Source organism: Micromonospora sp. NPDC000089 (assembly GCF_042899365.1).
In the GTDB taxonomy this organism is placed as follows: domain Bacteria; phylum Actinomycetota; class Actinomycetes; order Mycobacteriales; family Micromonosporaceae; genus Micromonospora.
Map to the genome: position 1 here is coordinate 289,295 of NZ_JBIAZT010000003.1, position 21,397 is coordinate 310,691.

Genomic DNA, 21,397 nt, shown 5'->3' on the forward strand with positions numbered 1-21,397 from the left:
ATCGGGTACGCGGACGCCCCCGACCGTAGTGGACGGTGGCACGCGCCGGGTGACCCGGTCAGTCCGTGGTCGACTGGTCCAGCGAGTCGCGGACGGCCACGGCGAGCGACACCGCCTCGGCCAGGTCCACCGGCCGGACCACCCCGGCGGGCAGCGTCTCGGCCCGCCAGCCGGGCCCGGCGGCCAGCACCAGCAGCGGCCGCCGGGGCACCGCGAGCAGGGCGCTGAGCTGGCGCGGGTCGGCGGTGGCCCGGGTGTGCGACCAGATCACCACGGCCGCCGGCCCGGTCCGGTTCACCGCCTCGATCAGGGCGGCCACCGGCACCCGGGCGCCGAGGATCCGGTACGCCACCCCGGCCTCGGTCAGCGCGGCGGCCAGCGCCTCCAGGGGTAGCGTGTGCTGCTCCTCGTCGGCGCAGGAGAGCAGGATGCGGGCCGGCCCGGTGGCGTGACCGGTGCCGGCCACCGCTGCGAACGCCTCCGACACGCAGCGCGAGACGACGTGCTCCACCTCGATCAGCCCGGCGGTGGCGACATGTCGCTCGCCGATGCCGGCGAGCACCGGGCGCAGCAGCCCCTCCCAGGTCGCGACCACCCCGTCGGTGGCCAGCGAATGGTTGATCGTCTGGCTGATCGCGGCCGCGTCCAGCCGCATGGCGGCCCGGGCCAGGCCGCGCGCCGCCGGGCCGGCCCGGCCGACCGGGATGGTCTGCCCGCCGCCGTCCCGGCCCAGCCCGGAACGCAGCCGCAGCTCGACGCCGGGGGCGATGGTCGGGCCCTGTTTCGCCCAGCGGGCCGCCTCGGCGGGGGTGACCCCCTCCGCGGTGAGCTTGCGCATGATCTCCAGCCGGGCCAGGTCGGCCGGCGTGTACCGCCGGTGGTGACCGGGGGTGTGCTGGCTGGGGCCGAGGCCGTAGCGCTGGTGCCAGGTGCGCAGCGTGGTGACCGCGACGCCCAGTCGGCGTGCCACGGCCCCCGCGCTCAGCGCGTCATCGGCCACCCGACCGCTCCGACGCCTCGTCCACCCGCGGCAGCGCGGGGGTGGTTTCACCGGCCGGCCGGGCCGGGCGCAGCAGCCGGCTGACCACCCCGCCGAGCCAGGGGGCGTACGCGCGCGGCTCGGCGTCGATCTCGGCCATCAACCGGACCGGGTCGGTCCAGCGCAGCTCGGAGACCTCGGCCGGGTCGGGCCGCAGCGGCAGGTCGGCCGGTACGTCGGCGCGCAGCACGTGGTCGTACTCGAACTCGACCCGCCCGGTGGCCGGGTCCTCGGCGTAGTAGAGGTAGACGCCGACCTCGGTCAGCTCGACCGGCCCGGCGCCGAGCTCCTCGGCCAGTCGCTGGTTGGCGGCCTCGGCCAGCGACTCACCCGGCCGGGGGTGACCGCAGCAGGAGTTTCCCCACCGCTGCGGGAACCGGGTCTTCACCGCTGCCCGTCGCTGCAGCAGCACCTGCCCGGCGGGGTCGACGAGCAGCACCGAGAAGGCGCGGTGCAGCCGCCCCGGGGCCTGGTGCGCGGCGGCCACGCTGGCCTCGCCGAGCACCCGGCCGCCGTCGTCGACCAGCTCGACGAGGTGTCCTTCGCGGGAGGTCACGTCGTCACCGACCCAGGCCGGTGACCCGGTTGGCGGCCAGCTTGCCCGAGATCAGCACCATCGGCACACCCACGCCGGGCTGCGTGCCGGAGCCGGTGAAGACCACGTTGGACAGCGTGCGGTGCAGGTTCGACGGGCGGAACGGGCCGGTCTGGAAGAGGGTGTGCGCGGCCGCGAACGGCGTACCGGCGGCCATGCCCTGCTCCTCCCACTCGGCGGGGGTGATCGTGCGCAGCACCTCGACGCCGGCGCCGAAGCCGACGTACCCGCGCTCCTCCAGCGTGCCGATCAGCTGGTCGGCGTAGCGGCGACTGAGGTCGCCGCGCCAGTCGAACGGGGCGCGCTCGAGGTTGGGCACCGGGGCGAGCACGTAGTAGGTGTGCCGGCCGGCCGGGGCGACCGAGGGGTCGGTCCGGCTCGGGTTGGTGACCAGCAGCGACGGGTCGGTCATCAGCTCGCCGCGGCGGATCACCTCGTCGAAGGTGCCCTTCCACTTCCGTCCGAAGTGGATGTTGTGGTGAGCGATCTTCTCATACCCCTGCGTCGATCCGACGTGCAGCACCACGCAGGACGGCGAGTAGGTGAGCTTCCGCTGCCGGCCGGAGGGCAGCAGGTCCCGGTAGGCGACCGGCAGGTCGGGGTTGAGCACCACCACGTCGGCCGGGATCATCTCGCCGTCGGCGGTGAGCACGCCGGTGGCCCGGCCGTTGGCGGTCTCCACCCGGGTCACCGTGGTGCCGTACCGGAACTGGACGCCGTGCTTCTCGGCGGCCCCGGCCATCCCCTTGGAGACCGCGTGGATGCCGCCGCGCGGGAAGAACACCCCGGCCACCGAGTCGAGGTACGCGATCACGCTGTAGATGGCCAGCGCGTCGTGCGGGGCCAGCCCGGCGTACATCGCCTGGAAGGAGAAGATCCGCTGGGTGCGCGGGTCGGAGAAGAACTGGTTGATCTTCGTCTGGAGCCGGCCGAAGGCGCCGTTGGCCAGCAGCTTCAGCAGGTTGGCGGTGAGCAGGTCGGTCGGGGCGTCCAGGTTGCGGTCGATGAAGTCCTTGCGCTCCCAGTTCCACAGGTTGCGCGCGTAGTCGACGAAGCGCAGGTAGCCGTCGGCCTCCCGGGGGCCGCAGACCCGGGAGATCTCGGCCGCCATCCGGGTGGTGTCGGTGATCACGTCCAGCGTCGAGCCGTCCGGGTAGTAGGCCCGGTAGGCCGGGTCGACCGGGGTGAGGTCGAGCCAGTCGTGCAGCTCCTCGCCGACCGCGCCGAGCGCCTCGGCGATCAGGTCGGGCATGGTGAGCACGGTCGGGCCGGTGTCGAACTCGTACCCGTCGACGCTGAGCCGGCCGGCCCGGCCGCCGGGCACCGGCTCGCGCTCCACCACCGTCACCTGCCGGCCGCTGCCGGCCAGGTGCAGCGCGCACGCCAGCCCGCCCAGGCCCGCGCCCACGACCACCACCCGGTCCGTACGTCCGCTCACGGTGCGCACGAGACCACCTCCTTCGCAAAGTCGCTCATCATGCCCGCCGACTGGTGGCGGCGGTGGCGAGGCCGGTCAGCGCGGTGCGCGCCGTCTCGTCCATGGACGTGGTCTGCAGTGCGGTCAGCGCCTCGGTGACCCGGTCGGCGATCATCCGCTCGATCCGCTCCACCGCGCCGGTGTCGACCACCACGTCGGCGAGCCGGGCGACGTCCCGCGGTGAGGTGACCGCGCCGGCCCGCTCCAGCGCCCGGCGCTGCGTCGGGTCGGCCAGCTGCCGGGCCAGCATCAGCAACGCGGTCGGCTTGCCGGTGCGCAGGTCGTCGCCGGCCGGCTTGCCGGTGGTGGCCGGGTCGCCGTAGACGCCGAGCAGGTCGTCGCAGAGCTGGAACGCCTCGCCGACGGCCAGGCCGTAGCGGGTGTACGCGGCGATCTGTGGCGCGTCGGCGTCGACGCCGGCCAGGCAGGCGCCGAAGAGCAGCGGCCGCTGGACGGTGTAGCTGGCGGTCTTGTACCGCGCCACCCGCAAAGCCCGGTCGACCGACCAGCTCGCCGGGTCGTTCTCGCCGAGCACGTCGAGGTACTGCCCGGCGACCGTCTCCACCCGCATCTGGTCGTAGCAGCGGCGCACGTCCAGCAGCCGGGAGGGCGGCACCGCGGCGTGGCTGAGCAGCCGGTCGGCCCAGACCAGGCAGAGGTCGCCGACCAGCACCGCGACGGCCTCGCCGAACCGGTCCGGGTCGCCGGTGTGGCCGGCCGCGACGTGCCGGGCGGCGGCGGCCCGGTGCGTGGTCGGCCTGCCCCGTCGGGTGTCGGAGGCGTCCATCACGTCGTCGTGCACCAGGGCGAAGGTGTGCAGCAGCTCCAGGGCGGCCAGCGCCGGCAGCACCGACGGCAGCGGCTCGTCGGAACCGACGATCCCGCGCCAGCCCCAGTAGGCGAAGGTGGGCCGGACCCGCTTACCGCCGGCCAGCACGGCGTCGCGGGCCGTAGCGGCGAAACCCCCCATCGCCGCGTCGATCTCAGTGAGTGAGTCGATCTCGGCGGCCAGGAACGCCGCCAGCGTATCGTCGACCCCTCCGATCAGGTCTTTCGTGAACGCGGCCAGCACGCCGCGGACCGGGTCGTCGGTCGCTTCCGGCTGCGCCGGCGCGACGCGGAGCGCGTTACCCGCAACTGCGTCGTTGGCCATGTGGGTGAGCGTACCCTAGGCTTACGAATTGCGTCGATTGCTGCGTCGAATTTTGAGGAGGGCCGGTGGACACCGATCTCACCGCGGCCTATGCCCGCTGCCGGGAGCTGCACAAACACCACGGGCGTACCTACTATCTCGCCACCCGGCTGCTGCCCGCGTGGAAACGGCGACACGTTCACGCCCTGTACGGATTCACGCGCTACGCGGACGAGATCGTCGATCGCACCGAGGACCTGCCGCCCGCCGAGCGCGCCGCCCGGCTGGACGAGTGGTCGTCGCGCTTCGTCGCCGGCCTGCACGGCGAGCCGGTGGACGACCCGTTGCTGCCCGCGGTGCTGCACACCATCGCCGTCTTCGATCTCGACCGGGACGACTTTGCGTCGTTTCTGCGCAGCATGGCGATGGACCTGACGGTCATGTCGTACCCGACCTACGACGACCTGCTCGACTACATGGAGGGCTCGGCGGCGGTCATCGGCACCATGATGCTGCCGATCCTGGGCAGCTCCGACCCGGTGGCGGCCCGTGAGCCGGCCCGCCAGCTCGGCTTCGCCTTCCAGCTCACCAACTTCATCCGGGACGTCGCCGAGGACCTCGACCGGGGCCGCACCTACCTGCCCGACGAGGACCTTGCCAAGTTCAACGTCACCCGCGAGGACCTGCTCGCGGCGAAGGCGGCGGGCCGCACCACGCCGAGGATCCGCGAACTGATCGAGTACGAGGTGACCCGCGCCCAGGCCCACTACGCCGCCGCCGCGCCGGGCATCACCATGCTCGCGCCCGCCTCGCAGGCCTGCATGCGCACCGCGTACGCGCTCTACGGCGGGATCCTCGACGAGGTGGCAGCGCAGGACTTCGACGTCTTCGTCCGCCGGGCGCTGGTGCCGCAGCGCCGCCGGATGGCGGTGGCCGCCCGGGCGCTGGCCACCCGCACCGGCACCCCGGTGGTGGTACCCGGACCGGCGCCGGCCGCCCGATGAGCGCGACCGGTGGGCGTACCGCGGTGGTCCTGTTCACCCGCGACCTGCGGGTGCACGATCACCCGGCGCTCGCCACGGCCTGCGCCGCGTTCGACCGGGTGGTGCCGCTCTACGTGCTGGACCCGGCGCTGGCCGATCGGTCGCCGAACCGCACCCGGTTCCTGCACCAGAGCCTCGCTGAGCTGCGCGAGGCGCTCCGCAAGCGCGGGGGTGACCTGGTGGTCCGCCGGGGCGACCCGGTCGCCGAGACGATCAAAGTGGCCCGCGCGGTGGGCGCCGAGGGGGTCGGCCTCTCCGCCGACGTCAGCCGGTACGCCGGCCGACGCGAGCGCCGGCTGCGCGAGGAGTGCGAGCGGCACCGGCTCTTCCTGCGGCTCTTCCCTGGCGTCACCATCGTCGAGCCGGGGGCGCTCAAGCCGGGCGGGGGCGACCACTACCGGGTGTTCAGCCCGTACCACCGGGGTTGGCTCGGGGTGGACCGGCGCGAGGAGCTGGCCGCGCCGAAGCGGGTCCGGCTGCCGGACGGGATCGACCCCGGGAAGCTGCCCGCGCTCCCGAAGGGGGAGTCGCCGGACGCCGCGGTGGGCGGCGAGTCCGTGGGGCAGCGCCGGCTGAAGGGGTGGCTGCCCACCGTCGGGCGGTACGACGACATCCACGACGACCTGGCCGGCGACCAGACCTCCCGGCTCAGCCCGTACCTGCGCTTCGGCTGCCTGTCCCCGCTGGCGGTGGCGAACCGGGCCGACCGGGACGGCCCGTTCGTCCGGCAGCTGTGCTGGCGGGACTTCTACTACCAGGTCACCGCCGCCTTCCCGGACATCGCCACCAAGGCGTACCGGCGCGGGGCGACGGAGGACTGGCGGTACGACGGGGACGCGATGGCGGCGTGGACCGAGGGGCGCACCGGCATGCCGATCGTGGACGCCGGGATGCGCCAGCTGGGCGCCGAGGGCTGGATGCACAACCGAGCCCGGCTGATCACCGCCGGCTACCTGACCAAGGTGCTCGGCCTGGACTGGCGGCCCGGGCTGGAGGTCTTCTCCCGCTGGTTGCTCGACGGGGACGTGCCGAACAACTCCGGCAACTGGCAGTGGGTGGCCGGCACCGGCAACGACAGCCGGCCGTACCGCGGCCTCAACCCGGTCCGCCAGGCCGAGCGGTACGACCCGACCGGCGGCTACGTCCGACGCTGGGTGCCCGAGCTGGCGTCGGTCGAGGGCAAGGCGGTGCACCAGCCGTGGCGGCTGCCCGACGAGGTACGCCGCAAGCTGGACTACCCGCCGCCGCTGGAGGTCCCCGGCGCCGACCCGGTCTGGATGCGCTGACCCGCCAGCCGCCAGCCGCCAGCCGCCAGCCGCCAGCCGCTCGACGCTCTCGGCGCGGTGCTCGGGCTGCTCGGGGCTCCGTGCTCCGCGCCCGGGCTCCCGCGGCTCGGCCGCGCCGTCGGCTCGGACTCGGGGGCCGCCCTCGCGCCCTCGCGCCTCCGCGCCACGCGTTGGTCTCCGCATCGGCCGATCACGTGGCGTGATTTCTCGGCGTCCTCTGATGCACCCCTTCGCAGACTTTGCTCTGCTGCCATATACGCGACAGGCACTGATAGTCACCGTCGTGACCTTGACCTCCGGTACTCGCCCGCGCCAAATTCCCTGCTCAGTGCAGTGATGCGTTGGTGGCAGCAGAGCAAAGCGAGCGAAGGGGGCAGTTGGTGCCTAGCGGCGGTGGCAACCCAGCGTGATCGGGGCGACGATCACGGAGAGTGCTAGCATCGCGGGCCCCGGGCGTATCTTGCTGGCCGGGCCGGCCAGGTCGGGCCACGCTTGACCCATGCGACCCGAGATTCGTGCCATCGACCCCGCCGACGTTCCCGCCGTCGTGGAGTTCTCGCTCCGCGCCTGGGCGCCGGTCTTCGCCTCGTTCGGCGCGGTGCTCGGGGAGCCGATCTACCGAGCGATCTATCCCGACTGGCGGGAGAGCCAGGCGCGGGCCGTCGCCGAGGTCTGCCAGGACCCCGGCAACGACGTCCACGTCGCCGTGGTGGACGGGCGACCGGTCGGGTTCGTGGCGATCCGGGTCGCCGAGGACCGGACCGAGGGCGAGATCTACATGCTCGCGGTCGACCCGGACCAGCAGCGTCGGGGGATCGGCTCCGCGCTGACCGGGTACGCCGTCGAGTGGCTGCGCGCCGCCGGGGTCACCCTGGCGGTGGTCGGCACCGGCGGCGACGACGGGCACGCCCCGGCCCGCCGGACGTACGAGAAGGCGGGGTTCGTCGGCCTGCCGCTGGTCCGCTACTACGCCCGCCTCGACGGCTGACCCGTCACAGGCAGGAGTGCAGCGCCTCCACCAGCTCGTCGACCCGGTCGTGGTCGGCGAGCCGGGTGGTCGCGTACGCGAAGGTGTAGCCGCGCTCCGGGTCGGCCCAGGCGCTGCTGCCCCCGATGCCGCCCATCCCCCAACTGCCGTCCGGCTCCCACTGCATGCCCAGCGTCCAGTGCGCCTCGCGGTCGAGCACCAGGTCCGGGCCGGCGTACTGCACCCGGGTGGCCTCGGCGACCAGGTCGGGGCCGAGCAGTCGTACCCCGTCGAGGGTGCCGCCGGCGAGCAGGCCCGCGTAGAGCCGGGCCAGCGCGGACGCGGTCGCGTGCAGGTTGACCGCCGGGATCTCCGCGGCCCGCCAGCCGTCGCTGTTCACCACCGCCAGGTCACGGCCGCCGGGCGGGTTGTCCAGCGCCCGGGCGCGCAGCGACCCCGGCTCGCCGCCCGTCCGGTCCGGCCAGCCCGGATCGCCGTACGACAGGTCGGCGCACCGGCGCCGGTCGGCCGCGCTCAGCCCGAAGCCCAGGTCGAGGCGCCAGGGACCGGCGATCTCCTCGGCCAGGAAACGCCCCACCGACCGGCCGTCCACCCGGCGGACCAGCTCGCCCACCAGGTGCCCGTACGTCCAGGCGTGCTCGCCCGCGACGGTGCCCGGCGCCCACTCCGGGTCGGCGGCGGCCAGGTCGGCGCAGAGCAGCGCCCAGTCGAAGACCGCCTCGGCCGGGCGGGGCACCGGGAAGGCCGGCAGCCCGGCGGTGTGACTGAGCACCTGCCGCACGGTCGCCGGGGCGCGGAACCCCGGCCAGTACGCGTCGACCGGGGTGTCCAGGTCGACCCGCCCGCGGTCGACGAGCGTGAGCAGGCAGAGCGCCGCCACCGGCTTGCCCACCGAGTAGACGTTGATCAGGGAGTCCGGCCGCAGCGCATGCCCGCCGACCAGGTCGACCACCGGGCTGCCGTCGTACCAGATGGTCAGGCCGGCGCCGGTCTCCCGGCCGTCGGCGAGCAGCTCCCGGAAGCGGTCCCGGACGGGAGCGAAGCGCGCGTGCATCGGGCCACGGTAGGCGGTGGGAATGATTACGGCCACGGGAATTCCGGCGGACAATGGTGGCCGGCCCCGGGCCGGTGCGTAATGCTGGCCCAATGGCGGAACCGGAACTGGTGGACGTGGTCGTTGTGGGGCTGGGCGTGGGCGGCGAGGAGGTGGCCGGGCGACTCGCTGAGGCCGGCCTGACCGTCGTCGGGGTCGAGCGCGACCTGGTCGGCGGGGAGTGCCCGTACTGGGGCTGCATCCCGAGCAAGATGATGATCCGGGCGGCGAACTCGCTGGCCGAGGCGCACCGGGTCAACGAGCTGGCCGGCTCGGCCCAGATCCAGCCGGACTGGGCGCCGGTGGCGAAGCGGATCCGCGAGGAGGCCACCGACACCTGGAACGACCAGGGTGCGGTGGACCGGTTCACCGGCAAGGGCGGCCGGTTCCTGCGCGGCAGCGGCAAGCTCGACGGCCCGGGCCGGGTACGCGTCGGCGAGCGGGTGTTCCAGGCCCGGCACGGCATCGTGCTGGGCACCGGCACCCGCCCGTCCGTGCCGCCGATCGACGGGCTGGCCGACACCCCGTACTGGACGAACCACCAGGCCATCGAGGTCGAGGAGCTGCCGGAGACGCTGCTGGTGCTCGGCGGCGGCGCGATCGGGCTGGAGCTGTCGCAGGTCTTCGCCCGGTTCGGCGTCCGGGTGACGGTGATCGAGGCGTCCGACCGGGTGCTCGCGGTCGAGGAGCCGGAGGCCTCCGCGGTGGCCGACGCGGCGCTGCGCGCCGACGGTGTGGAGATCCACACCGGGGTCAAGGCGGAGCGGGTCAGCCACGACGGCACCACGTTCACCGTGCACTCCGGCGACCGGCAGTTCACCGGCGAGCGGCTGCTGGTGGTCACCGGACGGCGGGCCCACCTGGAGGAGCTGGGCCTGGACAGCGTCGGGGTGGACGCCTCGCAGCGCTACCTGCCGGTGGACGACCGGCTGCACGTGACCGACGGCATCTGGGCCGTCGGCGACCTGACCGGTGAGGGCGCCTTCACCCACATCGCCATGTACCAGGCGGCCATCGTGATCGCCGACCTGCTCGACCGCGCCCGGCATGCCGAGGGCGGCGCGGACGCCAGCGGCACCGCCAGCGTGACCGGCGGGGCGATGGGCGCGGCCAGCGCGGTCGGCGGGGCCACGGCCGGGGCCGGCCCGACCGGCGCGGCCGGCACGGTGCCGCGCGCCGACTACCGGGCGCTGCCCCGGGTCACCTTCACCGACCCGGAGGTGGGCGCGGTCGGCCTCACCGAGAAGCAGGCCCGTGACCGGGGCATCAACGTGCAGGTCGGCTTCGCCGAGCTGTCCTCGTCCACCCGGGGCTGGATCCACAAGACGCCGAGCGACGGCTTCATCAAGGTGATCGCGGACGCCGACCAGGGCGTGCTGATCGGCGCCACCTCGGTCGGCCCGGCCGGCGGCGAGGTGCTCTCCGCGCTGGTGGTGGCGGTGCACGCGGCCGTTCCGGTCAGCCAGCTCCGGCACATGATCTACGCGTACCCGACCTTCCACCGGGCGATCGAAACCGCCCTCAAGGACCTCAGCTGACGGACCCGTGGCGGCCGGCGCCCGCGGTGAAGCGCGCCGCGCCGGCCGCCGCGTCGGTGGCCAGCGAGTCGATGCCGTACGCCAGCTCGGTGGCGAGCGCGTCGGGCTCGGTCAGGCCGGCCGTGGCCAGCACCGCGGCGCGGTCGTTGCGCAGGCAGGTCTGCGGGTGCCGGGCGATCTCGGCGGCCAGCCGCTCGGCCGCCGCCCGGGCCTCACCCGGCGGCACCACCCGGTTGACCAACCCCATCGCGTACGCCTCGTCGGCGCCGACCGCGCGGCCGGTGAGGATCAGGTCCATCGCCCGGCTCTGACCGATCAGCCTGGGTAGGCGTACCGTGCCGCCGTCGATCAGCGGCACGCCCCAGCGGCGGCAGAACACCCCGAGCGTGGCGTCGGACTCTGCGATCCGCAGGTCGCACCAGAGCGCGAGTTCGAGGCCGCCGGCCACGGCGTACCCGGAGATCGCGGCGATGACCGGCTTGGACAGCGACATCCGGGTGGGGCCCATCGGGCCGTCGCCGTCGGGCTCGACGCGGTTGCCGCTGGGCGTACCGATGGCCTTGAGGTCGGCGCCCGAGCAGAACGTGCCGCCGGCCCCCCACAGCACCGCGACGGCGGCCGCGTCGTCGGCCTCGAAGGCGCGGAACGCGTCGGCGAGCGCCCGTGAGGTCGGCCCGTCCACCGCGTTGCGGGACGCCGCGCGGTCGAGGATCACCGTGGTCACCGGCCCGTCGTGCGTCACGTGTACGGCCACCGGCACAGCATGCCGGGGTGCTGCGACGCGCGCCAGCTCCATCGTGGCGATTCCGTCACGCGGCGCCGAGCGAGGCCCTCACGTGTTGGCGGGCGCGGTGGACCTGTGACTTCACCGTGCCGACGGGCAGGGCGAGCTGGGTGGCGATGTCGTCGTAGTCGAGCTGGCACAGATCCCGCAGGACCAGCACGGTCGCCAGGTTGGACCGGTGTGCCTCCAGGCGTTCCAAGGCGTCCAGGAAGTCGAGCCGGGAACCGGCGATCACGCTCGTGGTGCGCGGGTCGGGACGGTCGGCCGCCGCTTCGGCATCCACCCGCTCGGCCGCACGACGCTTCAAGGACCGGTAGGTCTGCCGAGCACAGTTGGTGGCCACCACGTACGCCCAGGTGGAGAACGCCGAGCGCCCCTCGAAGCGGTCGATCCTGCGGGCCACCTGGAGCAACGCGTCCTGGCATGCCTCCTCGGCGTCCTGGGGGCACGGCAGGATCCGCCCGCAGTGCCGCAGCAGCTCCGGACGAATCGCGGCCAACAGCGCGTCGAGTGCCCCCGTGTCGCCGGCGGCGGCCCGCTGGGCGAGAGCCTCGGTCTCGGGCCTGAACGCCATGGTGGATCCTCTCGGATGATCGCGGCGGTGCGACCGCAGGCTATCGTGACGTGGTGTCGGTGCCGGAGCAGGTCGGTCGGTATCGCATTCGTCGTCGCCTCGGCTCCGGCGCGTTCGCCACCGTGTGGCTCGCCGACGACGAGGAGTTGGAGACACCGGTCGCGATCAAGGTCCTGGCCGACAACTGGACCCATCAGCTCGACGTCCGGAACCGCTTCACCGAGGAAGCACGGATCCTGCGGCGGGCCGAGTCGGAACGGCTGGTCCGCGTGCTGGACGTCGGCGAACTGCCCGACGGTAGGCCGTACCTGGTGATGACGTACGCCTCCGGCGGCACCCTCGCAGAACGGCTGGAGAGCGGGCCGATGCCGGTGCAGCAGGCCCTGCGGATCGCTGCTGACCTCGCACGGGCCGTAGCGGTTCTGCACGAACTCGGCACCCTGCATCGTGACCTCAAGCCGTCCAATGTGTTCTTCACCGGCGAGGGCGCGGAGGAACGGGTGCTCGTCGGTGACCTGGGCCTGGCAAAGGCCCTCGCGCACGGCTCCGGCTTCACTGTGGTCGCCGGGTCACCCGGATACATGGCGCCGGAACAGGCGCAGCCCGGCGGTGGCCTCGACGAGCGCGCCGACGTCTACGCCCTCGGCGCGCTCGCCTACCACCTGCTCACCGGTCGGCCACCCACCGCGCCCGTCTCGGTGCAGGCCGTCGCGGCGGCGGCTGCGGAGCCCCTGGCCCGCCCGTCGAGGGTCCGGCCGGAGGTTCCCCCGCACGTGGACGGCGTGGTGCTGCGGGCACTGCACGTCATGCCGGCCCGGCGTTGGCCCTCGGCGACGGCCTTCGCCTCCGCGCTGGCTGCTGCCGCCGCCGGACCACCCGCCCGGCGGCCGGTGCCGGCGGGCCGGCTGACCGCGCTGTCGGCGCTCGCGGTGGTGGCCGTCCTCGTGGGTACGGCCTCCGGCGCCGGACCACCACCGCAGCCCCAATGGACCCGCGTGTCGGACGCCTCCGAGGCCCTCTCGGTGGCCGTGCCGTCGACCTGGGCCAAGGAGGTGCGTCGTTTCGGCTGGAACCCCCGGTCGGTCCTGCTTCCCGCGGAGCGGGCTCCGGGTCTGGTCGTCGCCTCGGAGCTGTCGACCTGGTCGGACGCGACGAGCGCCGTTCCGGGGGTGTTCATGGGCGCGGCCAGGTCGCTGCGGAAAAGTGCCCCCGCCCTGCCCGACCACTCCGGGTGCCGACTCCAGGCCGATCGAAGGATCGTGATCCCCGCGGGGGGCACCTTGGTTCGCCGATGGACGAGGTGCGGCGACACCGGCCTGTCCTTCTCCGAGGTGCTGCTGACACCGAACGCGGGCGACTACGGCGTCTACCTGCAGATCCGGCAGGTCGGCGGGGCCGACCACACGGAGGAGATCCTTCGCGGCATCCAGCTCGGTGCCGCGCTGGCCCCGGGGGCTCAGGATCGGGTCCAGGTGTCGCCGCCGTCGTTCCGGTAGCGGCGGACCTCACTGCCGCCGTCGGCCTTCCGGACGGTGGTCACGATCGTGCCGCCCTCGACGCGGTACGAGGTGAACGTCATCCGTCGGTTCGGCCCGGGCGTCGGATCGGCCACGATGAGGCCGCGGGCTTGCCGGGTCCGCTGGTCGAATCCGACCTGAACCGGAACGAGTGCCTGCTCCATGGCGTCGCTTCCGCACTCGATGAGGATCAGCGCGTCCTCGGTGACCGGGCTGCTCGCCGGCTCCTCGGTCAGGTACTCCGCGTAGACCGGCTGCGCGCCGCCGGGCAGCATGGTGCAGTTGTTGGCACCGGCGGACGCCCTGCCGTCACGGAACGTGGCGTCGGTGAAGCCCATGTAGCTCAGTGACCGGAGCGTCATGTTCGCCCAGTCGGTCTTGCGGATCACACTCGTCCGACTGGAGCTGGGCACACCCGTGGGCTTGGGGCGCGCAGTCGGAGCTGTTGGTCCGGCGCCGGTGCCCGCCGTCGACGAGCCGGCGGGGGCGCCGGTTCCCCTCTGCCTGGGCGAGCCGACCGACGCGTCGGGGCCGGCAGGGGTCGACGCGGTCGGGCCGGAGACGGTGGCCACCGGGACACCGGCGGGGCCGGCGTCTCCGGTGACGTTCTGCGGCCCGGTGGTGCAGGTGGTCAGCAGCGAGAGGCTGAGAGCGGTGGTCGACAGCAGTAGCGAACGCATGGAAGAGCTCCGTCCGTGGAAGTTCGTCGTCATGCTGTTCGATGCAGCTTCACGGCAACCGGTTCGGATGATCGCGGGAATTTCCTGGACCAGTTTGCCCCCACGGCCGGCCCGCTCAGCGCCCCACTTCATACCTGATGTGGGTGACCGTCGGCGCGGCCACCACTTTGACCGGCCGCAGCGCCACGTCCAGCTCGTCGTCGAAGAGCGGGGTGCCGCCGCCCAGCACGATCGGCACCACGTGCAGCCAGAGGCTGTCGAGCCGGCCGGCGGCGAGGCACTGCCGGACCGCGCTGGCGCCCCCGGCGACCGCCACGTCCGCGTCGCCGGCCGCCTGACGGGCCGCGTCCAGCGCGGCGTCCAGCCCATCGGTGACGAAGTGGAAGGTGGTGCCGCCCTTCATGACCAGCGGCTCGCGCGGGTGGTGGGTGAGCACGAAGACCGGGGTGTGCCACGGCGGGTCCTCACCCCACCAGCCGATCCACTCCGGGTCCCAGTCGCCCTCGCCGCCGCCGAACATCCGACGCCCCATCACGTACGCCCCGATGCCGGCGGTCAGCTCGGCCACCACCTCGGCGTCGACGTTGCGCTCCCCGCCGGTCTCGCCGTGCCGGCTCCCCCAGCTGTCGGTGGCGAAGAGCCACTCGTGCAGCCGCAGGCCGCCCCGGCCGAGCGGATGCTCCCGGCTCTGGCCGGGCGCGGCGGCGTAGCCGTCGAGCGATACGGAGATCTGCGCGGTGATCTGCTTCATGTGGGGTGGACGGGTTGCCGCCTCGAAACTCATCGCCCGCCTTCGCCCGCCGTTCCGGCCGGTCGCTCGTGGCGCTCGGGCGGTCGGCCGCCGGTGGGATGTGGAGACGCTATGGACCTAATGTCGTAAACGATTCAGGCTCGGGCGCGGGTCGGGGGCTGGGATGCGAAGGCGCGCCAGGCAGTGGGGGTGAAGGTGAGCGCGGGGCCGGCCGGGTCCTTGGAGTCGCGGACGGCGACGACGCCGGGCAGGCTGTCGGCGACCTCGACACAGTCGCCGCCGTTGCCGCTGCTGCGGGTGCTCTTGCGCCAGCGCGCGTTGCTGGTGTCCATGTCGACTCTCCCTACCGAGGCAGGCCGCCTGGCCCGTGATTCAGCGACGCGACGGGGGCTGAGATACGAAAGCGTGCCAAGTGGCGGGGGTGAAGGTAAGCGTTGGACCGTCCGGGTTCTTCGAATCCCGCACGGCAACCAAGCCGGGAAGGTTGTCAGCGACCTCGACGCAGTCGCCACCGTTGTTGCCGCTCTTGCTGCTCTTGCGCCAGCGAGCGTTCGTCAGGCCCATGATTGTGTCGCTTCCCGGAGCAGATCGAGAGAGTTGGCGCGAGGCAGGGCCTCACCCCGTATCCGTTCCCACCGCAGATCAAGGGTAGCAACGTCCGTCGCTTGGTCCAGGATCTGAGCCTGCACCTGACTGTCGACGTGCGCCACCCTGCCGCCGCCGCTCAGTTCGGCGATGGTGAAGGGTCCTCCAAGCCCCGAGTAGATGCCGGTGGTAGCAGGGACGATGTGGATCTGAACCGAGGGAAGATCGGCGCAGGCGAGCAGATGAGCGCACTGTTCACGCATCAATCCGCTGTTACCATCGGCCGTCCGACGGAGAACCGACTCGTCGATGACAGCAACCAGCAAGGGCGGTCGCTCCCGATGAAGAAGAGCCTGCCGCTCCAGCCGGCCGGCGACAAGTTCCTCGACCTCGTGTGAGGTGAGCGCCTCGTTCGCAAGTGTGGCACGGGCGTAGGCGTCGGTCTGTAAGAGCCCGGGGACCCAGGCGAGTTGAAACGCCCGGAGTGCAACCGCCTCTCGTTCGATGTCGGCCCACTGACGGAACCATGCCGGTTCACGCCGCTTGAGGATGTCCGGCCATAGGTCCTTTACGTCCCTCTGCAAGATCGCCGCTACCTGTGAACGATGGCGGGGTTGCGGGACCCGTCCCGGGTTTACCCAACGCTGGGCTGTCTTGGGGTCGACCCCGATCTGGCCTGCGAGGGAGTCCGCAGTCTCCCCCGCCTCCGTCATAGCCGCGATCAGGCAGTGATTCATTCCGCTCCTCAGTGGACGTCCTCGACACCGACGCGCCATATCTTAACGCTGTGTGTTTGTCCTGTCGCTAGCCGCGAGGGTGGTCTGCAGATACGGCGCGGTCGGTGGAGGTGCAGAGCCCGGCGACCGCGTCAGCACGGGGCCGTCCCGCCGCCGGGGCGGCCCCCTCCACCCGAGCGAAGGGAGCCCACGTGCGAATCCGGTTCTGGCGCCACCGCGAGCCCGCCCCCACGACCCTCGTCCCACGGCAGCGAACACCGCTGAACGACCGGCCGGCCTGGTCGGACCGGCCGACCGCCGTCTACCCGACCTCGACCCCCGGCCGGGCCGGCAACCTGACGCCCGCGCAGCGCTGGCGGGCCGGCGGCTGGCGCCGCAACGGGGGTACGCGGTGAGCCGGGTCACCCGGCCGCACCTGCCGATGCGTCCACTGTGGCGGTGCCGGGGCTGCGGCGCGGAGTGGCCCTGCCAGCCGGCCCGGTTGGCGCTGCTGGTGGAGTACCGGGAGGACCGGACCGCGCTGCTGGTCCACCTGAGCACCCTGATGGCCGAGGCCGGCGCGCAGTTGGCCCAGCTCAACGGGCAGGTGGCGCCGGAGCGGCTGACCGACCGCTTCCTCACCTGGGCCCGCGCCCGCTGATTCGTTTACGACATCAGCGCCCTGATGGCGAGGTCGGCGCGCAGTTGGCCCAGCTCAACGGGCAGGTGGCGCCGGAGCGGCTGACCGACCGCTTCCTCGCGTGGGCCCGCGCCCGCCGATTCGTTTACGACATCAGCTCCAAAGGGCACGCCGGCACCATCCCCGGCCGCCGGCAGCCGCGCCCTGATTCGTCCACGACATCAAGTTCGTAGCGTGCGCCGGCACCGCCTTCGGCTGCCGGCAGCCGACGCCCTGATTCGCCCACGACATCAAGTTCGTAGCGTGCGGTGGAGCGTCCGGCGGCTGCCGGAACGGCGTGCGAAGAGGCGTCGCGGACCGCGCCGGGCGTGGGCGCCGGCCCGCGGCCGGCTCAGCGTACGGCGATCTTCTCCAGGCCCAGCCAGGACGCCAGCGCCGCCAACTCGGCGTCGACGGCGGCGGTCATCTCCGGGGTGAACGGCACGTCCCGGTGGATCGCGTCCACCCGGAGCACCGACGCCTTGCGATCGGCGGTGGCGTCGACCTTGCCGACCAGTCGGTCGTGGTGCAGCACCGGCAGGGCGAAGTACCCCCACTGTCGCTTGGCCTTGGGGACGTACATCTCGAGTTTGTAGTCGAAGTCCCACAGCTCCAGGGCGCGCTTGCGGTCGTGGATCAGCCGGTCGAACGGCGACAACAGGGCGGTACGCCCGGCGAACGGCTGGTCGAGCGCGGTCGGGTCGACCCGCCACTCGCCCCGCGTACCCTCGATCGTCGCCGGCTCGCCGGCGTCGCCGACGGCGGACGGGCGGGCCACACCCAGCGCGCGCAGCCACCGCTCGTCGCGTCGCCGGCGGGCCTCGGCCAGCGGCACCACGACGGTGTCGGCGGGAAAGACCCGCTCGGCGAGGTCCCACAACCGCTGCCGGCCGGACCGGCCGGAGATGGCGATCTCGCCGCGGGCCGCCAGCAGCTCCAGCATCTGCGTGACGTTGCGGTTGTTCGTCCAGCCCGTCGAGGGCCAGGCGACCACGCTGGTGTCCGGCACGTCCCGGGACAGCAGCGGCCCCGCGTCCCGCAACCGCGCGAGTACGTCCCGACGGAACGGCTCGTTCGCCACCAGCCACTGCCGGCGGCGCGCGTCGTCCGGCAACTCGGCCATCTCGGCCAGGTGCAGACCGAGGTCCGCCATCGGGCGGATCAGCGCGCGGTGCTCGAACGCCGTCCGGTGCTTCCCGATCGCGTCCAGCAGGTGCGCCGGGCGGTGGCCGGCGCCGAGGCGGGACCAGGCCACCAGGTCGGCGCTGGGCGCCACCGCCGCCGTCGGGTCGAGCTGCAGGAAGGTCAGCCGGTCCAGCACCGTCGCCAGGTCCGCCGGGCGACGGGCGTCGAGCAGTTGGGCCCGGACGGCGATCCGCCGGGCCGCACCGCGATCGAGCCGATGGGTCCGCATGCCCCGAGGCTAGTCAGAACTCGTCGTCCAGGCTGACCTCCCCACCCACCGCGACCTGGTACGCCGACACCCGTCGCTCGAAGAAGTTGGTCAGCTCCTGCACGTCCTGCAGCTCCATGAACGGGAACGGGTTGCTCGACCTGTACGCCGGGGGAAGGCCGAGCCGGGCGAGCCGCGCGTCCGCGACGTACTCCAGGTAGCGGCGCATGTCGGCGGTGTTCATCCCCGGCAGGCCGTCCCCGCACAGGTCCCGGGCGAACGCCAGCTCGGCGGTCACCGCCTCGTCGAGCATGGCGCGTACCTGGTCGGCCATCTCGTCGTCGAACAGCGACGGCTCCTCGGCCCGGACGGTGTCCACCACCGAGAAGGCGAACTCCATGTGCATCGACTCGTCGCGGAATACCCAGTTGGTGCCGGTGGCCAGCCCGGAGAGCAGCCCACGGGAGCGCAACCAGTAGACGTACGCGAACGCGCCGTAGAAGAACAGCCCCTCCACGCAGGCGGCGAAGCAGATCAGGTTGAGCAGGAAATTCCGTCGCTGCCCCCGGGTCTCCAGTTGGTGCAGCGAGCCGATCGAGTCGATCCAGCGGAAGCAGAACTCCGCCTTGTCCCGGATCGACGGGATGTGCTCCACCGCCGCGAACGCCTTCACCCGCTCGTCGTGGTCGGGCAGGTAGGTGTCCAGCAGGGTCAGGTAGAACTGGACGTGCACCGCCTCCTCGTACAGCTGGCGGGACAGGTACAGCCGGGCCTCCGGGGCGTTGACGTGCTGGTACAGGTTGAGCACCAGGTTGTTCGCCACGATCGAGTCGCCGGTGGCGAAGAACGCCACCAGGCGGTGCACCAGGTGCCGCTCGCCGTCCGACAGGGTCGCCAGATCGGGTACGTCAGAGGCCAGGTCCACCTCCTCCACCGTCCAGGTGTTGCGGATGGCGGCCCGGAACCGCTCGTAGAACTCCGGGTACCGCATCGGTCGCAGGGTCAGATCCATGCCGGGATCGAGCAGCGTCGTCACTGGCAGGCCTCGCAGATCTCGGGGTTCTCCAGCGAGCAGGCGACCGCCTCGCCGTCGCTCGCCACGGACAGGGTGACCAGGGCGGGTCCCGGGCCGGTCGCCCGCCGGGCCGCCGGGACCGGGGCGGCGTCCGGAGTCGCCGCGGCGACCGTGGTCTGGGCGATCCGGGTGGCCGGGCGGGAGCGCAGGTAGTACGTGGTCTTCAGGCCGGAGCGCCAGGCGTACGCGTACATCGAGGAGAGCCGGCCGATTGTCGGGCTGGCCTGGAACAGGTTCAGCGACTGCGACTGGTCCACGTACGGCGCCCGGGCGGCGGCCAGGTCGATCAGCGCCTTCTGCGGCAGCTCCCAGGCGGTGCGGTGCAACGACTTCAGCTCCGCCGGCAGGTCCAGCTCCTGCACCGAGCCGTCCGCCCGCTTGAGCGCGTCCCGGGTCTGCGGCGTCCACCGGCCCAGCCGCTTCAGGTCGGCCACCAGGTGCCGGTTGACCTGGAGGAACTCGCCGGACAGCGTCTCGCGCTTGAAGACGTTCGAGACCAGCGGCTCGACGCACTCGGCGCAGCCGGCGATCGAGGCGATGGTGGCCGTCGGGGCGATCGCCACCAGCAGCGAGTTGCGCAGCCCGTACCGGCCGATCTTGGCGCGTACCGCCGCCCACGCCTCGGGGCGGGTCGGCCGGGCGTCCGGCCAGTGGTCCGGGTGCAGCACCCCGCCGGCCGCCCGGGTCAGCGGGTACGCCGGATGCGCCCCGCGCGCCGCGGCCAGGTCGGCCGACGCGTCGTACGCGGCCAGTGCGATCTCCTCGGCGATCCGGGTGGACAGCGCCAGCGCCTCCGGCGAGTCGAACGGCAGCCGCAGCGCGGCGAACACGTCGGCCAGCCCCATCACGCCCAGCCCCAGCGGTCGCCAGCGCCGGTGCGCGGTGGCCGCCTGCTCGGTCGGGAACCAGTTGCGGTCGATCGCCCGGTCCAGCGCGCCCACGGCCAGCCGTACCGTCGCGCCCAGCGTGGTGAAGTCGATCCCGGCGGCGCCCCTCCCGCCCCCGCCCCCGACGGACCCCGGGGCCGCGCTTTCCGGCAGCAGGTGCGCGGCCAGGTTGATCGAGCCGAGGGTGCAGACCGCCGTCTCGTCGTCGCTGGTCACCTCCAGGATCTCGGTGCACAGGTTGGAGTGGTGCACCACGCCGCCGCCGTTGCCCACCTGGTTGCAGGTGCGGTTCGCCGCGTCGGCGAAGGTCAGCCAGCCGTTGCCGGTCTGTGCCAGGGTGCGCATCATCCGGGCGTACAACGTGCGGGCCGGCAGGGTGCGCACGGCCCTGCCGGCGGCCTCCGCCACCCGGTATGCGGCGTCGAACGCGTCGCCCCACAGGTCGACCAGCTCCGGCACCTCCTTCGGGTCGAAGAGCGACCAGTCGGCGTCCGCCTCGACCCGGCGCATGAACTCGTCCGGCACCCAGTTGGCCAGGTTCAGGTTGTGGGTGCGCCGGGCCTCGTCCCCGGTGTTGTCCTTGAGCTCCAGGAACTCCTCGATGTCGGCGTGCCAGGTGTCCAGGTAGACGGCGGCCGCGCCCTTGCGCCGACCGCCCTGGTTGACCGCCGCCACGCTGGCGTCCAGGGTGCGCAGCCAGGGCACGATGCCGTTGGACCGGCCGTTGGTGCCCCGGATCAACGAGCCGCGCGAGCGCACCCGGCTGAACGAGATGCCGATCCCGCCGGCGAACTTCGACAGCTTCGCCACCTGGGTGTAGCGCTCGTAGATCGACTCCAGCTCGTCCTTCGGCGAGTCGACCAGGAAGCACGAGGAGAGCTGCTGGTGCCGGGCGCCGGCGTTGAACAGCGTCGGTGAGCTGGGCAGGTAGGCCAGCCGGGCCATCGACGCGTACAGGGCGGCGGCCTCGTCGACCGTGTCGGACAGCCCGGTCGCCACCCGCAGCCAGAAGTGCTGCGGCCGCTCCAGCACCGCCCGGGTCTCCGGGTGGCGCAGCAGGTACCGGTCCCGGACCGTCTTCAACCCGAAGTACTCGAACGCGTCGTCGTGCGCGTGGTCGATCAGGCCGTCGAGGGCGGCGGCGTTCGTCGCCACGAAGCCGGCGAAGCCCGGGTCCAGCAACCCCCGCGCGTACGCCCCGGCGACGCTGTCGCTGAACGTCACGATGCCCTGTGCGGCCGTCTCGTGGGCGATCCGCCCGGCGAGCAGCCGGGCGGCCAGCGCGGCGTACGCGGGCTCCTCGGCGATCAGCCCGGCCGCCGCCGCGACGGCCAGCTCGGCCAGCTCCGCGTGGTCCGCCCGGGCGGTACGCCCCGACCCGACGAGCGCGAGGATCCGCTCCGGGTCGGTGTCGGGCAGGTCGCGGTGGTGCCGGTGCAGCAGCTCCCGCAGGTCGTCGAGGGTTCTCTCGGCTGGTGTCTCGCTCGCGGCGAGGATGGGTGACGCCGTCACGTGCTCTCCCGTGGTCGGTGTGGACCGTGGGTGGGCACGACGGCACGCCGGAA

General features: G+C 73.1%; 22 protein-coding genes. 7 read left to right on the forward strand and 15 right to left on the reverse strand.

The features are described 5' to 3' along the window. Nucleotides 1–58: 58 nt before the first annotated feature. Genes ACFY3U_RS07970 through ACFY3U_RS07985 form a run of 4 tightly spaced genes read right to left on the reverse strand, consistent with a single transcriptional unit; the run spans nucleotide 59 to nucleotide 4,264 of the window. The gene (locus ACFY3U_RS07970) at nucleotides 59–1,000 is read right to left on the reverse strand and encodes a MerR family transcriptional regulator (protein ID WP_387196758.1); all 942 of its coding nucleotides are present in this window, start codon (nucleotides 998–1,000) and stop codon (nucleotides 59–61) included. Continuing rightward, entirely contained in the window at nucleotides 990–1,595 is a 606-nt protein-coding gene (gene idi / locus ACFY3U_RS07975) for an isopentenyl-diphosphate Delta-isomerase (protein WP_387196761.1), read from the reverse strand. Before idi ends, ACFY3U_RS07970 begins: the two co-directional genes overlap by 11 nt. Before the next feature lie 4 nt (nucleotides 1,596–1,599). Further along, nucleotides 1,600–3,081 carry a phytoene desaturase family protein gene (crtI, locus tag ACFY3U_RS07980; protein WP_387196764.1) on the reverse strand — a complete coding sequence of 494 codons (1,482 nt, stop codon included), beginning with the start codon at nucleotides 3,079–3,081 and terminating at the stop codon, nucleotides 1,600–1,602. Nucleotides 3,082–3,109: 28 nt separating this feature from the next. Continuing rightward, a complete protein-coding gene (locus tag ACFY3U_RS07985) occupies nucleotides 3,110–4,264 on the reverse strand; it encodes a polyprenyl synthetase family protein (protein WP_387196767.1) in 1,155 nt (384 codons plus the stop codon). A 65-nt stretch (nucleotides 4,265–4,329) separates the two neighbouring features. On the opposite strand from ACFY3U_RS07985, the gene ACFY3U_RS07990 reads away from it, so the two are divergent. From ACFY3U_RS07990 to ACFY3U_RS08000, 3 genes are all read left to right on the forward strand, one after another. Then, nucleotides 4,330–5,247: a phytoene/squalene synthase family protein gene (locus tag ACFY3U_RS07990; RefSeq protein ID WP_387196770.1), complete on the forward strand. Its 918-nt coding sequence runs from the start codon at nucleotides 4,330–4,332 to the stop codon at nucleotides 5,245–5,247. Further along, entirely contained in the window at nucleotides 5,244–6,572 is a 1,329-nt protein-coding gene (locus ACFY3U_RS07995) for a cryptochrome/photolyase family protein (protein WP_387196773.1), read from the forward strand. Before ACFY3U_RS07990 ends, ACFY3U_RS07995 begins: the two co-directional genes overlap by 4 nt. A 499-nt stretch (nucleotides 6,573–7,071) precedes the next feature. Then, on the forward strand, nucleotides 7,072–7,560 hold the full coding sequence (locus ACFY3U_RS08000) for a GNAT family N-acetyltransferase (RefSeq protein WP_387196775.1): 489 nt from the start codon (nucleotides 7,072–7,074) through the stop codon (nucleotides 7,558–7,560). A 4-nt stretch (nucleotides 7,561–7,564) separates the two neighbouring features. Here ACFY3U_RS08000 and ACFY3U_RS08005 read toward each other — a convergent pair whose 3' ends face one another. Then, complete coding sequence (locus ACFY3U_RS08005) at nucleotides 7,565–8,614, reverse strand: serine hydrolase domain-containing protein (protein ID WP_387196779.1); 1,050 nt, start codon at nucleotides 8,612–8,614, stop codon at nucleotides 7,565–7,567. Between the two features lie 92 nt (nucleotides 8,615–8,706). On the opposite strand from ACFY3U_RS08005, the gene ACFY3U_RS08010 reads away from it, so the two are divergent. Continuing rightward, nucleotides 8,707–10,191, forward strand: a complete 1,485-nt coding sequence (locus ACFY3U_RS08010) for a dihydrolipoyl dehydrogenase family protein (RefSeq protein WP_387196782.1) — start codon at nucleotides 8,707–8,709, stop codon at nucleotides 10,189–10,191. Here ACFY3U_RS08010 and ACFY3U_RS08015 read toward each other — a convergent pair. Both ACFY3U_RS08015 and ACFY3U_RS08020 read right to left on the reverse strand, forming a co-directional pair. Beyond that, entirely contained in the window at nucleotides 10,184–10,945 is a 762-nt protein-coding gene (locus ACFY3U_RS08015; RefSeq protein ID WP_387196785.1) for a crotonase/enoyl-CoA hydratase family protein, read from the reverse strand. The two genes, ACFY3U_RS08010 and ACFY3U_RS08015, sit on opposite strands and share 8 nt — an antisense overlap. Before the next feature lie 55 nt (nucleotides 10,946–11,000). Beyond that, the gene (locus ACFY3U_RS08020; protein WP_387196789.1) at nucleotides 11,001–11,549 is read right to left on the reverse strand and encodes an RNA polymerase sigma factor; all 549 of its coding nucleotides are present in this window, start codon (nucleotides 11,547–11,549) and stop codon (nucleotides 11,001–11,003) included. A gap of 53 nt (nucleotides 11,550–11,602) precedes the next feature. Between ACFY3U_RS08020 and ACFY3U_RS08025 the strand changes: the two genes are divergently transcribed. After that, nucleotides 11,603–13,045: a serine/threonine-protein kinase gene (locus tag ACFY3U_RS08025; protein WP_387196792.1), complete on the forward strand. Its 1,443-nt coding sequence runs from the start codon at nucleotides 11,603–11,605 to the stop codon at nucleotides 13,043–13,045. Here ACFY3U_RS08025 and ACFY3U_RS08030 read toward each other — a convergent pair. The 5 genes from ACFY3U_RS08030 to ACFY3U_RS08050 all read right to left on the reverse strand — a co-directional run bounded on the left by ACFY3U_RS08030 (nucleotide 13,006) and on the right by ACFY3U_RS08050 (nucleotide 15,819). Further along, nucleotides 13,006–13,746: a hypothetical protein gene (locus ACFY3U_RS08030; protein ID WP_387196795.1), complete on the reverse strand. Its 741-nt coding sequence runs from the start codon at nucleotides 13,744–13,746 to the stop codon at nucleotides 13,006–13,008. The two genes, ACFY3U_RS08025 and ACFY3U_RS08030, sit on opposite strands and share 40 nt — an antisense overlap. A 115-nt stretch (nucleotides 13,747–13,861) precedes the next feature. Further along, a complete protein-coding gene (locus ACFY3U_RS08035) occupies nucleotides 13,862–14,497 on the reverse strand; it encodes a dihydrofolate reductase family protein (RefSeq protein WP_387196798.1) in 636 nt (211 codons plus the stop codon). Between the two features lie 134 nt (nucleotides 14,498–14,631). Beyond that, nucleotides 14,632–14,829, reverse strand: a complete 198-nt coding sequence (locus ACFY3U_RS08040; RefSeq protein ID WP_387196801.1) for a DUF397 domain-containing protein — start codon at nucleotides 14,827–14,829, stop codon at nucleotides 14,632–14,634. A 40-nt stretch (nucleotides 14,830–14,869) separates the two neighbouring features. Continuing rightward, nucleotides 14,870–15,061: a DUF397 domain-containing protein gene (locus ACFY3U_RS08045; protein WP_387196804.1), complete on the reverse strand. Its 192-nt coding sequence runs from the start codon at nucleotides 15,059–15,061 to the stop codon at nucleotides 14,870–14,872. Continuing rightward, nucleotides 15,052–15,819, reverse strand: a complete 768-nt coding sequence (locus ACFY3U_RS08050; RefSeq protein WP_387196807.1) for a DUF5753 domain-containing protein — start codon at nucleotides 15,817–15,819, stop codon at nucleotides 15,052–15,054. The genes ACFY3U_RS08045 and ACFY3U_RS08050 overlap by 10 nt, the downstream gene beginning before the upstream one ends. 191 nt (nucleotides 15,820–16,010) lie before the next feature. Between ACFY3U_RS08050 and ACFY3U_RS08055 the strand changes: the two genes are divergently transcribed. Together ACFY3U_RS08055 and ACFY3U_RS08060 are read left to right on the forward strand one after the other, a co-directional pair. Then, nucleotides 16,011–16,214 carry a hypothetical protein gene (locus ACFY3U_RS08055; protein WP_387196810.1) on the forward strand — a complete coding sequence of 68 codons (204 nt, stop codon included), beginning with the start codon at nucleotides 16,011–16,013 and terminating at the stop codon, nucleotides 16,212–16,214. Next, nucleotides 16,211–16,459: a flavin reductase gene (locus ACFY3U_RS08060; RefSeq protein ID WP_387196813.1), complete on the forward strand. Its 249-nt coding sequence runs from the start codon at nucleotides 16,211–16,213 to the stop codon at nucleotides 16,457–16,459. The genes ACFY3U_RS08055 and ACFY3U_RS08060 overlap by 4 nt, the downstream gene beginning before the upstream one ends. Nucleotides 16,460–16,829: 370 nt before the next feature. Here ACFY3U_RS08060 and ACFY3U_RS08065 read toward each other — a convergent pair whose 3' ends face one another. From ACFY3U_RS08065 to ACFY3U_RS08075, 3 genes are read right to left on the reverse strand one after another with little or no spacing between them, the layout of a single operon-like run. Next, on the reverse strand, nucleotides 16,830–17,891 hold the full coding sequence (locus ACFY3U_RS08065) for a DNA glycosylase AlkZ-like family protein (RefSeq protein WP_387196817.1): 1,062 nt from the start codon (nucleotides 17,889–17,891) through the stop codon (nucleotides 16,830–16,832). 13 nt (nucleotides 17,892–17,904) lie between these two features. Then, the gene (locus tag ACFY3U_RS08070) at nucleotides 17,905–18,882 is read right to left on the reverse strand and encodes a ribonucleotide-diphosphate reductase subunit beta (protein WP_387196820.1); all 978 of its coding nucleotides are present in this window, start codon (nucleotides 18,880–18,882) and stop codon (nucleotides 17,905–17,907) included. A gap of 20 nt (nucleotides 18,883–18,902) precedes the next feature. Continuing rightward, nucleotides 18,903–21,284 (reverse strand): ribonucleoside-diphosphate reductase subunit alpha, encoded by a 2,382-nt coding sequence (locus tag ACFY3U_RS08075; RefSeq protein ID WP_387197618.1) that lies wholly within the window; start codon nucleotides 21,282–21,284, stop codon nucleotides 18,903–18,905. Nucleotides 21,285–21,397 lie beyond the last annotated feature (113 nt).